Consider the following 14,540-nt stretch of genomic DNA (forward strand, 5'->3'; position numbering starts at 1 on the left):
GTCAGCAGGGGTGTTCAGCGGTCGGCGGGCCGGCGTTCGCGGGCGGCGAGGGCGTGCACGGTCGGCGCGGTCGCCGGATACAGGTCGAGGTAGAGCGCGTAAAGCTCGTCGTAGTCGGCGCGGACCGACGGCCGCGGCGTGCGCGTCTCGACGATCGGGTTCCACTCGCCGATGTCGGGCTCGCCGACCGCGCCCGCGGCCAGGAACGCCGCCCCGAACGCCGCCCCGATCGTCTTGGCCGGGATGGCCTGCGGCAGGCCGGTCACATCGGACACGATCTGGGTCCACAGGCTGCCCTGCGCGCCACCGCCGACGGCCACGATCCGCTCGACCTGCCCGCCCGCCTGCTCGATCGCGGCCACGTTGTGCCGTACGCCGAACGCCGTCGCCTCCAGCGCCGCCCGGTACAGGTCGCCGCGGGTGTGCGCGACGGTGAGCCCGGCCAGCACCCCGCGCGCGTCGGGGTCGGCGATCGGGGTGCGCTCCCCGGCGAAGTACGGCAGCAGGAGCAGCCCGTGCGCGCCCGGCCCGGCCGCGTCGGCCAGCGCCAGCAGCTCCGGGTAGCCCGGCGAGCCGAACAGCTCGCGCAGCCAGCCTGTGATCGCGCCCGAGGTGGCCATGCCCCCGGCGAGGTTGCGGGTGCCGGGCAGCGCGCCGACCGTGCCCCACAGCGTCGGCGAGGTCAGCGGCTTGTCCACGGTGTTGATGAGGAACATCGTGGTGCCGTACATCAGCATCAGGTCGCCGACCTGGTGTGCGCCGACGCTGATCGCCTCCGACCACGCGTCGATGGTGCCCGCGATCACGGGCGTCCCGGCTTCGAGCCCGGTCTCGGCGGCGGCCTGCGCCGACACCCCGCCGACGATGTCGCCCGGCCACACCAGCGGCGGCAGCTGCGCCCCCGCGGCGACCTCGGCCGCCCACGGGCCGTGCCAGCCCTGCGCGCCCGCGTCGTACATCGGGGTGCACTGGCTGGCCGAGTGGTGGTCGAGGTAGTAGGCGCCGGTCAGCTTCCAGCCGAGCCAGGTGCTGGGCTGGAACAGCCGCCAGTCCCCGGCGACGGCCTGCGGCTCGTGCTCGGCCAGCCAGGCCAGCTTCGGCCCGACCGCCTGCGTGCTCAGCGACGAGCCGCAGCGCTCGCGGATCGCGTCCGCGCCGCCGAGCCGCTCGGTCAGCCGCTCGATCTGCGCGGTGGCGCGGGTATCGATTCCATACAGGACCGCGGGACGGCGCGGCTCACCCGCCAGGTCGGTGACCAGCACACAGGGGCCCATGCCGCTCACGCCGACCGACCGCACCTGCCCCGGCTCGGGGGCGCCGGGCGCGGCCAGCAGCTCGCGGATGATGCCGGCAGCCTCGTCCCACCAGACGTGGGCGTCCATCTCGACGTGACCGGGCGCGGGCCGGAGCACCTCGTGCTCACGGGTGGCGGTGGCGACGATCGTGCCGTCGAGCGTGACGAGCACGCCCTTGCTGCTCGACGTTCCGATGTCGACGCCGAGGACACAGGCTTGCCTCAACATGCCCGTACCCTGTCAGAAATCGATTTCACCGTCAAGCACCGGCACCGCCGCGGCGTTGCCGGGAGGTCTCAGCCGACGGGCGTCAGCTGGTTGCGCAGCACGATGGTGCGGGCCGGCTGGTCGTCGCCGGTGATGCGTTCCAGCAGCAGTTTCGCGGCGGTGGTGCCCAGGTGCCGGGCGGGCATGTGCACCACCGTGATCGGGATCGGCACCAGCGGCAGGAACGGCAGGTCGCCGAAGACCGCCACCCCCGTGGCGGGGGGCAGTTTGCCCTGCTCGGACAGCACCCGCAGGGCGCCGACGCTCATCAGGTTGTTGGCCACGAACACCGCGTCGGGCGGCTCGGGCAGCGCGAGCAGTTCACTCATGGCCGCCGCGCCGCCCTCGACGCGGAAGTCGGCGTAGCGCAGGTAGCGGTCGTCGGTCGGGCGCGCGGCCGTGACCGCGTCGCGCCAGCCGTCGGCGCGCTGCGTGGCGGTCTCGACGTCGCTCGGGCCGGTGATGCAGGCGATGCGCTGGAAACCCTGCTCCACCAGGGCCTGCGTGGCGGCCCGGCCGCCCGCCCGGTTGTCGACGATGACCGCGTCCACGTCCACGCCGTGCGGGCTGCGGTCGACCGCCACGACCGGGCACTTGCGCGCGATCAGGCCGCTCAGGTCGCTGTTGCCGCCGGCCGCCGCGATGATCACGCCGGCCATGTTGGCGCTCAGCGCGACGTCGAGGTAGCGCAGCTCGGTGTCGTGGTCCTCGTCGGTGTTGCACAGCACCACCGAGTATCCGGCCGCGCGGGCGACGTCCTCGACGCCGCGGGCCAGCGCGGTGAAGAACGGGTTCTCGATGTCCGGGATGACCAGAGCGATCACCTCGGAGCTCTGCAGCCGCAGGGTGCGCGCGGTGCGGCTCGGGGTGAACGCGAGCGCCTTGGCCGCCTTGCGCACGGCCTCGGCCTTCTCGGGGGACACGTTGGCGCCGTTGAACACGCGCGAGACGGTGGCGGGAGAGACCCCGGCCGCGGCGGCGACCTCGTAGATCGTTGGCATCGCTTCCTCATCGATCGGCCGGCCGTCCCGCCGGTGGAGCTGTGGGGCGTCAGGGCTTGGGGCGTCGGCGACCCGTTGACACGATAGCCGCCTCACCCTACCTTAATGAAATCGATTCCAGGCCGGTGCACTCCACCGCGCCCGTCGACCCTGCCCCGAATCGTCGAGGAGAGCTAGTGGTCACCGTGGACCTCAGTACGATCGCACGGCTGAGGGCCGTGCAGACCCGCTCGATCAGCCCGGAGAACTTCGACGGATCGGCAGGCGGCGGGGGCCGGGCGACCGAGGGCACCGGCGCGGCGTGCGCCCGCGACCTCGGCCCCGGCTGGAAGATCTCGCCCAGCGTCGACATCGCCGCCGGGGAGACCTTCGACCTGGCCAACATCCAGGGCCCCGGCAAGATCACGCACATCTGGATCACCACGCACAAGGACAACTGGCGCACCCTGCTGCTGCGAGCGTACTGGGACGGCAGCGAGGAGCCCGCGATCGAGGTTCCCTACGGGGACTTCTTCTGCAGCGGCTGGGGCGATTTCGCCCAGGTCGACTCGCAGGTCATCGCCGCCAACCCGCACGGGGGATTCAACTCGTACTGGCCGATGCCGTTCACCGACGGCGCCCGCCTGACCGTGGAGAACCTGTCCACGGTCAGCGTCCGGGTCTACTACCAGATCACCTACGAGATCGGCGGCGACTACTCGGGCCTGGGCTACCTGCACGCCCAGTGGCGGCGCAGCAACCCCCTCGAACACCTCAAGACGCACGTGCTGGTCGACGGCGTCGAGGGCAGCGGCCACTACGTCGGCACCTACCTGGCCTGGGGCGTCAACAGCAACGGCTGGTGGGGCGAGGGCGAGATCAAGTTCTACCTCGACGACGACGAGGACTACCCGACCATCTGCGGCACCGGCACCGAGGACTACTTCGGCGGCGCGTGGAACTTCGACGTGCCCGGCAAGGGCTACACCGCCTACTCCACGCCGTACCTGGGCATGCCGCAGGTGATCCGCCCCGACGGGCTCTACGTCAGCCAGCAGCGCTTCGGCATGTACCGCTGGCACCTGCCCGACCCGATCCACTTCGCGCAGCGGCTGCGCGTCGACATCCAGGCGCTGGGCTGGCGCTCCGGGTGGCGCTACCTGCCGCTGCGCGACGACATCGCCTCGACGGCCCTGTTCTACCTCGACCGGCCCACGGCGCGCCGCCCGCGCACGCCCAGCGCCGACGACCTGGAGGTCCATCTGGGGTCGGCCCCCGTGCCGGACCTGGGGGCGCAGCCACCGCGCATGCCGGACTGACCGGCACCACGTTTCACCGGGACGGCAGGCCGCACCCGGCGGCTTGCCGTGCCCGCGACAGGGAAGGAGAACCGCACATGCACCCGCACAACGGACTCAGATCCATCCCGCGTATCCTCGCCGGCGTCGCCCTGACGCTCGGCACCGTGGCCGCGACCGGCTTCGTCGCCGTCGCGCCCGCCGCCGCCACCTCCGCGCACACCCCGGCGACCGTCATCCAGAAGATCACCGGCGTCGGCTCGCCGAACAACACCTACGGCCGCTGGAACCTCAAGGCCACCGACCTCGGCATCCTGTGGGACAACAACGCCGGCCAGACCATGGCCCTGTTCGGCGACACCTTCGGCGACGCCTGGATCGGCCCCGGCGGCGGCGCGTTCGGCGCCGGCGACCTGAACTGGCGCAGCAACGTGCTGCTGCGCTCCACCGACACCAACCTCGCCGACGGCATGTCGTTCGCCAGCGCCGTCACCGCCGCCGACGGGCGGGCCCGGGAGATCCTGCCCGGCCTGCACCAGCCCGACAACACCGGCGAGGTCACCAAGATCCCCACCGCGGGCATCGCCGTCGGCAACCGGCAGTACGTGTCGTTCATGTCGGTGCGCCACTGGGGCGTGCCCGGCCAGTGGACCACGAACTACGCCAAGCTCGCCTACTCCGACGACAACGGCAACACGTGGTCCACCACGAACACCCCGGTCTGGAACAACCCGTCGTTCACCGACCAGTTCCAGATGCACGCGTTCGAGCGCCGCGACGGCTACCTGTACGTCTTCGGCACCCCGAGCGGCCGCAGCGGCAGCATCCGGCTCGCCCGCGTGCCCGAGGCCCAGATCCTGACCCAGAGCGCCTGGCAGTACTGGAACGGCGGCGCCTGGGTGACCAACAACCTCGCCGCCGCCACCCCGATCGTCGGCGCGCCCGCCGCCGAGCTGTCCGTGCGCTACGACGCCTACAGCGGCCGCTGGCTGATGATGTACCTGTCCGGCGAGGACATCATCCTGCGCACCGCGACCAGCCCCACCGGCCCGTGGAGCGGCGCGCAGACCGTCGCCGGCTCCGCCGACTACCCGGGTCTGTACGGCGGCTACATCCACCCGTGGAGCTCCGGCGGCAACATCTACTTCGCGATGTCGCAGTGGGACCCCTACAACGTGTACCTGATGAAGATCCGGATCAACACCGCCGGGCAGATCATCGACCCGAACCTGATGGGCGACCCGAGCTTCGAACGCGGCGCGCTCAACGGCAGCGGCACCGGCGGCTTCTGGGCCTGCAAGGGCAACTGCGGCCTCGACAACGGCTACTGGGGCTACACCGGCGTACGCAACGGCTACGCCCGCTACAACAGCGGCTGGCACGACCTGCACCAGACCGTGCCCGTCACCGCGAACACCAACTACCAGCTCAGCGGCTTCCTGCGCACCTCGCCGAACAGCGACAACGGCTTCTTCGGCGTACGCGGCACCAACGACGTCGTCATCGCCGAGGCCAACTTCCGCGCCGTCGGGGCGTGGACCCGGTTCACCGTGAACTTCAACAGCGGCTCGCGTACCGCCGTCACCGTATTCGGCGGCGTCTGGACCGACCACGGCGACATCTGGATCCAGCTCGACGACTTCTCCCTCACCCGCGTCTGACCCGGCCGGAGCGATCATGGACCAGCACACCTCCCGCACCCTCAGCCGCCGGCGGCTGCTCACCGGGGCCGCGGCGGCCGGCGTCGCCGCGAGCCTGTTCTCCGGCGCGCCCGCCCAGGCCGCGGGCGACGGTTTCGGCCTGCGCATCGTCGACCGCAACGAGAACGGCGGACGGCTGCAGTACTACCGCTTCGCCACCGACGCGATCGAGTGGGATCCGGCGGTCAACATCCTGCTTCCGGACGGTTACCACACCAGCGGCAAGCGATACCCGATCCTGTTCCTGCTGCACGGCGGCGGGGGAGCGGATTTCCGCACCTTCCACCTGCAGGACAACATCGTCAACCTGACCGCGGGCCGGGAACTGATCGTCGTCATGCCCGACGCGTCCACCGGCTGGTACAGCAACCCGGTCAGCACCCTGGCCGGGCCACGGAACTGGGAGACCTTCCACATCGGGCAGCTGCTGCCCTGGGTGGAGGCGAACTTCCGCACCTTCGCCGAGTACGACGGCCGCGCCGTGGCGGGCTTCTCCATGGGCGGCTTCGGGGCGCTGAAGTACACCGCGAAGTACTACGGCCACTTCTGCTCCGTCAGCGCCCACTCCGGCCCGGCCAGCCTGCGCCGCGACTTCGGCCTGGTGGTGCACTGGGCCAACGCCACCTCCGCCGCGCTCGACCTCGGCGGCGGCACCGTCTACGGCGCGCCGCTGTGGGACGAGGCGCGGGTCAGCGCCGACAACCCGATGCAGCGCGTCCCCAGCTACCACAACAAGCGGATCTTCCTGGTGGCCGGCACCTCACCGGACCCGGTCAACTGGTTCGACTCCGCCAACGAGACGCAGGTCCTGGCCGGGCAGCGCGAGTTCCGCGCCGCGCTCGGCCAGGCCGGCATCCCGCACGAGTGGCACGAGCGTCCCGGCGGCCACTACTTCCGCCACGACATGTTCCTGCGCGACCTCGACGGCATGCTCGCCCGCCTGCGCCGCGCCGGCTGAACCCGAACCCGGCAGGCACCGACCTCACGCGGTGCCTGCCGGGTTCGCCCCCGTTCCGCCTTCACTGCGGCGGGTCCTCGCCGGTCAGGCCGTCGACGGCCTCGCGGAGCAGGTCAGCGTGTCCGACGTGGCGGGCGTACTCGTCATGCAGGTCCACGACGATGCGGCGCAGGTTCGGCCGTGTGCCGTCGGCCGCCGCCGTGTACTTGGCGGGCTGATCGAGCCCCCCGTCGGGCAGGGCCTTGCCCAACGCCGCCCGCGAGCGGTCGACCGCACCTTGCCACAGTGCGTACAGCTCGGCGGGCGTGTCGCCGGCCGCGCTGTGCCAGACCCAGGCCGGGTCGGCCGCCTCCGGCACGTTCAGCGGCGGGCCGGGGGCCTCGCCGGTGAAGTCGATCGTGTAACGCTCCTCGACCGCCGCCATGTGTTTGAGCAGGCCGGCGAGGGTCAGCGTGGACGGCGGCTGGGTGCGGTTCAGGCCCGCCGCGTCCAGCCCGCCGCACTTCCAGGCGAACGTGGCACGCGAGCGGTCGAGGGCGAACAGCAGCATCTCGACCTCGCCGGCCGTCATGGACGGCTCGCTGATCGTCGTGTCGAGGACGATGTCGTCAGTCATGGCGAGAAGGCTAGATTCAGTTCCGGACGTTTTGCTTCCGGAACCGGCGAAGCGGCCGCGAGGGCGCGGCATCGCGCAGGAAGGACGGCATGTGACACCCGAGGCGAGTCCCACCGCACGGGCGCTGATGGCGCTGGAACTCGTCCAGGCCAGTCCCGGCATCACCGCCGACCGGCTCGCCGACAAGCTGGGCGTGTCCGAGCGGGCGGCCCGGCGCTACGTCGGCATCCTGCGCGAGGCGGGTATCCCGATCGAGTCCGTGCGCGGCCCGTACGGCGGCTACCGGGTGGGCCGCGGGCTGCGCCTGCCGCCGCTGGTGTTCAGCGCGACCGAAGCGCTCGGCCTGGTCATGGCGGTCCTCGACGGCCACCACGACGCCGGGGACCCGACCAGCGCCGTCGGCAGCGCGCTCGGCAAGATCGTGCGGGCGCTGCCGGAACCGGTGGCCGCCCAGGCCGAGGCGGTCCGCCGGGCCACCGCGCCGGCGCCCGACCGCGGCGCCGCCCGGCCCGACCCGCAGACCACCACGGAACTCGTGCGCGCGAGTTCGGAGCACCGCCGTGTGCGCCTGCGCTACCGGTCCGAGGCCGGCGTGGAGCGGGACCTCGACGTCGACCCGTGGGCGGTCGTCGTGCGGCACAGCCGCTGGTACCTGCTGTGCTGGTCGCACACCTCCGACGGCCGCCGCGCGTACCGCATCGACCGGGTACGCGGTCTCGACCTGCTCGCCGAGACCTTCGTCCCACCGGCCGACCTCGACCCGGTCGCCACGCTGGAGGAACATCTCGCGGTCGGCTGGGATTACTCCGTCGAGGTGATCATCGAGGCGCCGCTGGACACCGTCGCCCGCCACGTGTCACGCAACCTCGGCCGCCTCGAACCGGCCGACGCCGACACCTGCCGCCTGACCGGCACGACCAGCAACCCCTGGTGGTACGCCGAACAGCTCACCGCCCTGCCGGTCGCGTTCCGCATCCTCGGCGGCCCGGAGATCCGCCACACCGCACAGGCGCTCGGCCGACGGCTGCTCGCCGCGGTCGAGGACACGCCCACCGACGCAGCCCCGCCCTCGGGCTAGGCGAGACCTCTTGACCTGGCCAGCCGGGTTTTACGCGAATTCGGGACGCCCGCTGCTCGCTTTCCGCGATCAGCCCAGGTCGGCCAGGGTCTGGCGGGCCTGCGCCAGGTAGCCCATGTCGAGCGTATTTCCGGGGGCTACGTTCGCTTCGAGCAGCTCTACGCCGCGGGCGAGGTCGGTTCGGGCCTGGGCGGTGTGGTCGAGGGCGGCGCGAGCTCTACCCATGGCGATGTGAATGCGGCCCAGATCTTCGGGTTGCTTGATTTCGGTGACCAACGGGAGCGCCAGCGTACCCGTGTGCAGGCACTCGGCCCACTGTTCCAGGGCGCAGTGGGCAATGGTCATGGCGGTCAGCGCACGCGATCGGGTGATGAGAGCCTGGCGCGGCGGCACTGGCCGGCGATCCACCTCGACCAGCGTCTGCCGGCAGGTGTCGATGGCCTCATCGTAACGGTCCGCCATCTGGAGGGTGTATGCGTATGCCACCGACTGCCACAGGTACCCGATGTGGTTTCCGGCTCGGTCGCTCAGCTGGTATGCCTCGCGGTGGGCCCGCAACGCGTCGTCGAGCCGGCCCAGGTTCCGCCACGCCGTGGCGGCGAACTGCATCGCCAGCCCCTGTGCCTGGAGGTTGCCGACCTCTTCGGCCAACCGGTATCCCTGCATCGCGACTTCGGCGGACTCACCGGCCCGGCCACCGCACGCCATCAGCGCCCACGCGTAGTTGTTGATGTGCCCCACCAGCTGCCATCGGTCGGGCAGGGCCGCCGCCGCGGTACTGGACAACTTCAACACCTCGATCCAGCCCGACCATGGGCGGGTTTCATCGGAGTAGTAGCCCATCGCCCGGACGGCATCGACGACGAGTTGGTGGCTGCCCTGCGCGGCGGCGACGCGCAGCGCCTGCAGCCAGTTGTCGGTCTCGGCCCGCAGCCAGGCGCCGGCCTCCTCCAAGCTGGTCAGCGGCACCAGCCCGGCCCAGCCGTCGGGCAGCGCGGCGTAGTCCGGGTCGTACCACCGGCCGGCGACGATCGCGGTCTCCAGCAGCCAGGTCGTCATACGTTCGATCGCGGCGTCCCGGGTCTCGGGTGATTCGTCGGTCCGCAGTCGCTCATCGGCGAACAGGCGGATCAGATCGTGGAACCGGTACCGGTCGACGCCCTCAGGTTGCAGCAGTCCGAACTCGACCAGCTCGTCGAGGTGGTCCTCGGCGTCGGCCGGCGTGGTCTCGGTGAGCACCGCCGCCAGCGGCGCGGCGAAATCGGCGCCCGGCACGTGGGCGAGGCGGCGAAACAACGTGGCGGCCGGTGCGGGCAGCTGGGCGTAGGACAGGGCGAACGCGGTTCCGACCCCGGTGTCGCCTGCCGCCAGCGCGGCGAGCCTGCGGTCGGCGCCGGCGAGCCGCGCGATCATGTTCTCGACGGTCCATTGCGGACGTCCGGCCAGCCGGGTCCCGGCGATCCGCAGCGCCAACGGCAGGTGCCCACACAGCCGTGACAACGTCTGCACCTGGTCGGCCACGGCCGGATCCGCGGCCTGCGCGGCGATCGCGCTCAGCAGGCCGGCGGACTCGAACCCGGCCAGCAGCGGCAGCTCGATCCGCAGGACACCCTCCAGGCCGCCGAGCGCTCGCCGGCTCGTCACGATGACCAGGCACCGTCCACCGGCGGGCAGCAGCGGCCGGACCTGGTCCTCGGACCTGGCGTTGTCGAGCACCAGCAGGCATCGCCTGTCGCGCAGCAGCGTGCGCAGTTGCGCGGAGCGGTCATCGTCGCCGGTGGCGATCCGGCCCGCGCTGACGTCGAGTGCGCGCAACAGGCGCAGCAGCACCTCGCCGACCGCGACCGGCGACGGATCGACGCCTCGCAGGTCGACGTACAGACGCCCGTCGGGAAAGCTGTCACCCAGCTCCTCGGCAGCCCGCACTGCGAACGCCGTCTTGCCCAGACCCGGCTGCCCGTGCACCACGACCACCGGCGGCGGCCCGTCGCCACTCGACGCCAGCTTCGCGGCTTTGCGGACGATGGCGAGTTCCTCGGCCCGGCCGACGAAGTCGGTGACCCCACGGGGCAGGTCACCCAGCCGGGGCCGACCGGCGGCGCTGGGAGAACGGGCCTGCTCCGCCGCCGCCATCAAGACGGCGCGGTCGTCACCGGTCACGCGCAGACCGTCGGCGAGGGCGGCGAGGGTGCGGGCCTGCGGCGCCCGGCTGTACCCGCGTTCCATGTCCGAGATGGCCCGGGAACTGACCCCCGACGCCTCGGCGAGTTGCTCCATGGTCAACCCAGCGGACCGGCGCAGGGCCCGCAGTCGGTCGCCGAACAATGACCTCGGGCCCGTCACCCGAACATCATAAGCGCGCGAGCCCGGAATCGATCTTCAACCCGACACCCACAGCATGATGCCTGATCGTCCGATAGATGGCATCGGGAGTCGGGTGATCTGTCGAACTGCCGTCTCGCGTTCGGCTCCGATCTGGCGTCCACGGAGGGCGACGGATCAGCTGAGCACTAGCGCGCCGATGTCGCCTCGGTGAACGTCTCGCGCAGCGCGGTGTCCAACGACCGGCCGGACACGGGTTCGATGAACAGGCGGGCGAGCAGCAGGCCGGAGAAGTGGGCCGGGTTGATGCCCGACTCCTTGCCGCCGAGGGACTGCAGCGCGCCGCCGGAGCGCAGGGCGGCCCGCACCAAGCCGGCGGGCAGGCGGCGGACGCGGCGGCCCCGGCCGACCGCCTCGGCGATCCGGGAGATCATGTCGTGCCAGGTGAGGTTCTCGTCGGCGACCGGGATGTCCTCGCCGCTGGCCTGTTCCAGCGCGTCGGCCGCGACCTCGGCCACGTGGCGCGCCGAGGTCGCGGCGGTCCCGCCGATCGGCGCGGCCAGCGGCGCGCGCGACCTGGCCCAGCCGTCGAGCGGACCGGCCCAGTTCGGCAGGCGGTCACCGGCCCGGCCGAAGACGAACGGCAGCTCCAGCACCGCGACCGGCAGGGACGGCCCGGCGGCCGCCCGCCCCTCGCGGGCCTGCTCCACCCGGCTGCGGATGTAGGTGTGGCGCTCGGTCAGCCGCCACTGCGGGTGCAACCGGTCGAAATAGGTGTAGTACGAGCCCATGACGACGCCTCGGGTGAGTCCCTCCGCACGGGCGGCCATGAACAGGCGTACCACCGGATCGACCATGTCCCGGCGGAACGCCGGATGGATCGGCTTGCGCAGTGGCCGCTGCTCGTCCGTGCGGGCCGCGTACACCACGCCGTCGTGCCCGGCCAGCAGCGGCCGCAGGTCCTCGACCTGCGCCGACCCGGCATCGAGGACATGGTCGACGTCCCCCGACCGCGCCACCGTGGTCACGGCATGGCCGCGCTCGCCCAGCACCTCCACCACATGCGCGCCGATCAGGCCGGTGCCACCCACCACGAGAATTCTCACGATCGCATCGTCCACGTTGGATCGGGCTGGAACAAACCGTGAGATCAGCGGGCCGGTTCACATGACGTGGCCGGTGCGGGCGGCGAGGGCGTAGTCGCGCGGCTCCTGCGGCTCGTCGAACAGGTACGCCGGCCAGGCGTCGAAGCCGTTCACGGTCCTGATTGAACCGATCCGGGGCGGGCCTGTCGAGCCGTTTCGGCTTTCGGTCAGCGGGTACAGGTCCAGAAGTCGTACGGGTGGCGTCCGGGCCGGAAACCGTGCGCCTCCACCATGTGCACCGCCGGGCCGAACCCGAACGCCAGCCCGGTCGGGTCGTGGGCGTCGCTGCCGAACGTGACCGCCCGCCCGCCCTCCTGCCGCCACCAGCGCACGACCTCCGGATGCAGCGGCACCTTCGTGTTCACCTCCAGCGCCCGGCCGCTGCCGGCCAGCACCCGCAGCGCGTGCCGGAACTCCTCCTCGAAGGCGGCCGGATCGAACGGCCCGGCCTGCGCGGGCCAGTACCGGACGGGGTAGTCGATGTGGGCCAGCACCGAGAACACGTCGCTTCCGGCGGCCATCCTGGCGACCTCGGCCAGGTAGTCCCGGACGACCTGGTCTGCGGTCCGGCGCCGGAGGAGGCCCGGCGGCTCGGTGAACCCGTCCCCGTCGGTGAGGCAGTGCACGGAGCCGAGCACGCGGTCGAACCGCCCGGCGGCGAGCACCTTCGCGGCCGCTGCCGCGTGCCAGTGCGGCTCGCCCATCTCCAGGCCGCTCAGGATCCGCAGGCTCGGAAACCGTTCCCGACACGACTCGACGGCCTCCAGGTAGCCCGCCACATCGAACACCGGGGGAGTGAGCAGCCCGTCCGGTCCGGTGAGGGTCGCCATGCGCCCACCCGGCCTGATGGTGTCGAGCGGGACCGTCCAGACCGTGTGGTCCAGGTGCTCGGTGAAGGCGATCGCGGGCAGGCCGAGTTCCACCGCCCGCGCGCAGGAGCCCGCCATCGAGCCCTTCTCGGCGTCCCAGGACCACTCGCTGTGCAGGTGGCCGTCCGCAGGCAACGTTACGAAACCCACCGCTTCCCCCGATTTTGGCCCTGCTGCGTGGCTCGGGCAACGATATACAGACTTCGCTGCGCGCGCCGCCCCGGCCGAGTCCCGTTCCAGGCGTTTGGCCGGACGATCGGGCGGGTACTGGACGCGAGAGTTGCCGCCGGTCAGCGCGAAGGAGGCCGCGCCGATGCGAGTCACCCATGCCACGGTCGTCGACGGCGGCGTCTGCACCGTTCGGCTGGCCGGGGACGTCGACATGTCGGAGGTCGAATCGGTCACCGCGTGGCTGCGCGCGGCGATCGACACGTCGGGCTGCGAGGTCGTCGAGGTCGACCTGTCCGACACCCGGTTTCTCGACTCCATGGGTATCGCGGGGCTGGTGCGGGCGGACGCGTACGCGCGCGAGCAGGGCATCCGGCTGCGGTGCGTCAACGTGCAGCCGTGGGTACGGCGGGTCTTCCAGGTCGCCGGGGTGGCCGACCACCTCGACCTGTCCTGAGGCCGTACGCGGGCGCCGGTGTGTGCGATCATGGTCGGCATGACAGCGCCGAGCGACGAGTGGGTCAGCATCGCCGCCTACGAGAACGCCCCGGGGTGCGTGCGGCCTGGCGCCGCCGTGCGGGCTTGACTGCGTGAGCGCGGCATCGACTGGATGCCGCTGGCTGAGGACGCGGTGCGGGTCGGCCTGGCCTGCGGGCCCGACCGGGACGGTCGCTGGCGCGGCTGGTACGACATCCGCGTCCGAGCCGGCGAGCTGTGGACCCTTGGACTGCACCCGGATCAGCCGTCCGCTCGGGTGACCGGCCCGTCGCCGCCGGCCTGGTGGCACGCGGCGGCCGAGCACCGGGCCGGCTGGCGAGGCCCCCGTCGACGAGGAAACGTATGAATCTGGTGCTGATGCCCATGTCGGGTCCCGACTTCGAGCGGCGCGCCGCGATGCTGCGCCGTCGTTATGCCGGCAACCTGGAGCGGGAGAAGGGCATGGCTGCCGCCGACGCCGAGGCCGAGGCGCGCCGGCAGATGGAGGTGGTCCTGCCGCGAGGGCTGGACAGCGAGCTGGCGATCCTGCGATCCGCGCAGGTGGACGGCGTCCAGGTCGGCTGGCTGTGGGCGATGCTGCCGGGCGCGCCGACCCGTCCTGAGATGGCCTGGCTGCACAACATCGAGGTCGATCCGGAGCACCAGGGCCGAGGCCACGCCCGGGCGATGATCCGGGCTCTGGAGCACGAGCTGCGCGGCCAGGACGTCACCCGGCTCGGCCTCAACGTGTTCGGCGGCAACACCCGGGCCATCGGCCTGTACGAGAGCCTGGGCTTCACCGTGATGGCGCAGCAGATGGCAAAAGCACTGGACCCGGCACCGGCCGACGAGGCCGCCGTCGCACCGGCGGTCGTCGACGACGCCGATCAGGCGCCCGACCCGCAGTACGTCGCCGGACTCACCCGGGTGCGGGTCGCGGCGGGTGTGCTGTACCGGGACGGGCAGGGGCGGGTGCTGATCGTCCAGCCGACGTACAAGGACACCGCGGAGATCCCGGGCGGGGCGCTGGAGGCGGGCGAGTCGCCGCTGCAGGCCTGCCGCCGCGAGGTCCGCGAGGAACTCGGGGTCGACCTGCCGGTCGGCGGGCTGCTGGCCGTCGACTGGACGCCGCCGCGGCCGCACTGGGACGGCGCCCTGATGTTCGTCTTCGACGGCGGCGAGCTCACCGCCGCGCAGACCGAGGCGATCCGGGCGGCGCCCGACGAGCTCAGCGGTTGGCGGTTCGCCGCGGTGGCCGACCTGGACACGCTGATGGTCCCGCGGCTGGCGAAGCGGATCCGCGCCTGCCTGGCGCTGGCGTCGGCCGGAAGCTACCTGGAGTCCGGCGACCTGCCGACGCCCTGACC

The 14,540-nt window shown here is 72.1% G+C and carries 13 protein-coding genes; 7 read left to right on the forward strand and 6 right to left on the reverse strand.

Going from position 1 to position 14,540, the window contains the following annotated elements:
* Positions 1-14: 14 nt before the first annotated feature.
* Positions 15-1,523: an FGGY-family carbohydrate kinase gene (locus Cco03nite_RS24730; RefSeq protein WP_203694587.1), complete on the reverse strand. Its 1,509-nt coding sequence runs from the start codon at positions 1,521-1,523 to the stop codon at positions 15-17.
* Positions 1,524-1,591: 68 nt separating this feature from the next.
* Positions 1,592-2,563, reverse strand: a complete 972-nt coding sequence (locus tag Cco03nite_RS24735) for a LacI family DNA-binding transcriptional regulator (RefSeq protein ID WP_203694588.1) — start codon at positions 2,561-2,563, stop codon at positions 1,592-1,594.
* A 185-nt stretch (positions 2,564-2,748) separates the two neighbouring features.
* On the opposite strand from Cco03nite_RS24735, the gene Cco03nite_RS24740 reads away from it, so the two are divergent.
* The 3 genes from Cco03nite_RS24740 (at position 2,749) to Cco03nite_RS24750 (ending at position 6,498) form a co-directional block, all read left to right on the forward strand.
* The gene (locus tag Cco03nite_RS24740) at positions 2,749-3,861 is read left to right on the forward strand and encodes a glycoside hydrolase family 172 protein (protein ID WP_203694589.1); all 1,113 of its coding nucleotides are present in this window, start codon (positions 2,749-2,751) and stop codon (positions 3,859-3,861) included.
* A gap of 77 nt (positions 3,862-3,938) precedes the next feature.
* The gene (locus Cco03nite_RS24745) at positions 3,939-5,501 is read left to right on the forward strand and encodes a glycoside hydrolase family 183 protein (RefSeq protein WP_203694590.1); all 1,563 of its coding nucleotides are present in this window, start codon (positions 3,939-3,941) and stop codon (positions 5,499-5,501) included.
* Positions 5,502-5,517: 16 nt separating this feature from the next.
* Positions 5,518-6,498: an alpha/beta hydrolase gene (locus tag Cco03nite_RS24750; RefSeq protein WP_203694591.1), complete on the forward strand. Its 981-nt coding sequence runs from the start codon at positions 5,518-5,520 to the stop codon at positions 6,496-6,498.
* Between the two features lie 61 nt (positions 6,499-6,559).
* On the opposite strand, the gene Cco03nite_RS24755 is transcribed toward Cco03nite_RS24750, so the two are convergent.
* Positions 6,560-7,114, reverse strand: a complete 555-nt coding sequence (locus Cco03nite_RS24755) for a mycothiol transferase (protein WP_203694592.1) — start codon at positions 7,112-7,114, stop codon at positions 6,560-6,562.
* Positions 7,115-7,205: 91 nt separating this feature from the next.
* Between Cco03nite_RS24755 and Cco03nite_RS24760 the strand changes: the two genes are divergently transcribed.
* Positions 7,206-8,192, forward strand: a complete 987-nt coding sequence (locus Cco03nite_RS24760) for a helix-turn-helix transcriptional regulator (protein WP_239167631.1) — start codon at positions 7,206-7,208, stop codon at positions 8,190-8,192.
* Positions 8,193-8,261: 69 nt separating this feature from the next.
* On the opposite strand, the gene Cco03nite_RS24765 is transcribed toward Cco03nite_RS24760, so the two are convergent.
* From Cco03nite_RS24765 to Cco03nite_RS24775, 3 genes are all read right to left on the reverse strand, one after another.
* On the reverse strand, positions 8,262-10,535 hold the full coding sequence (locus Cco03nite_RS24765) for an ATP-binding protein (RefSeq protein WP_239167632.1): 2,274 nt from the start codon (positions 10,533-10,535) through the stop codon (positions 8,262-8,264).
* 167 nt (positions 10,536-10,702) lie between these two features.
* Complete coding sequence (locus Cco03nite_RS24770) at positions 10,703-11,620, reverse strand: NAD-dependent epimerase/dehydratase family protein (protein ID WP_203694593.1); 918 nt, start codon at positions 11,618-11,620, stop codon at positions 10,703-10,705.
* 206 nt (positions 11,621-11,826) lie between these two features.
* Positions 11,827-12,678, reverse strand: coding sequence for a PHP domain-containing protein (locus tag Cco03nite_RS24775; protein ID WP_239167633.1), 852 nt, complete (start codon positions 12,676-12,678; stop codon positions 11,827-11,829).
* 163 nt (positions 12,679-12,841) lie between these two features.
* Between Cco03nite_RS24775 and Cco03nite_RS24780 the strand changes: the two genes are divergently transcribed.
* The 3 genes from Cco03nite_RS24780 to Cco03nite_RS24790 all read left to right on the forward strand — a co-directional run bounded on the left by Cco03nite_RS24780 (position 12,842) and on the right by Cco03nite_RS24790 (position 14,538).
* Positions 12,842-13,153, forward strand: a complete 312-nt coding sequence (locus Cco03nite_RS24780; RefSeq protein ID WP_203694595.1) for an STAS domain-containing protein — start codon at positions 12,842-12,844, stop codon at positions 13,151-13,153.
* Positions 13,154-13,306: 153 nt separating this feature from the next.
* The gene (locus Cco03nite_RS24785; RefSeq protein ID WP_203694596.1) at positions 13,307-13,540 is read left to right on the forward strand and encodes a hypothetical protein; all 234 of its coding nucleotides are present in this window, start codon (positions 13,307-13,309) and stop codon (positions 13,538-13,540) included.
* The gene (locus Cco03nite_RS24790) at positions 13,537-14,538 is read left to right on the forward strand and encodes a GNAT family N-acetyltransferase (protein ID WP_203694597.1); all 1,002 of its coding nucleotides are present in this window, start codon (positions 13,537-13,539) and stop codon (positions 14,536-14,538) included. The genes Cco03nite_RS24785 and Cco03nite_RS24790 overlap by 4 nt, the downstream gene beginning before the upstream one ends.
* Positions 14,539-14,540 lie beyond the last annotated feature (2 nt).

Source organism: Catellatospora coxensis, assembly GCF_016862635.1.
Taxonomy (GTDB): domain Bacteria; phylum Actinomycetota; class Actinomycetes; order Mycobacteriales; family Micromonosporaceae; genus Catellatospora; species Catellatospora coxensis.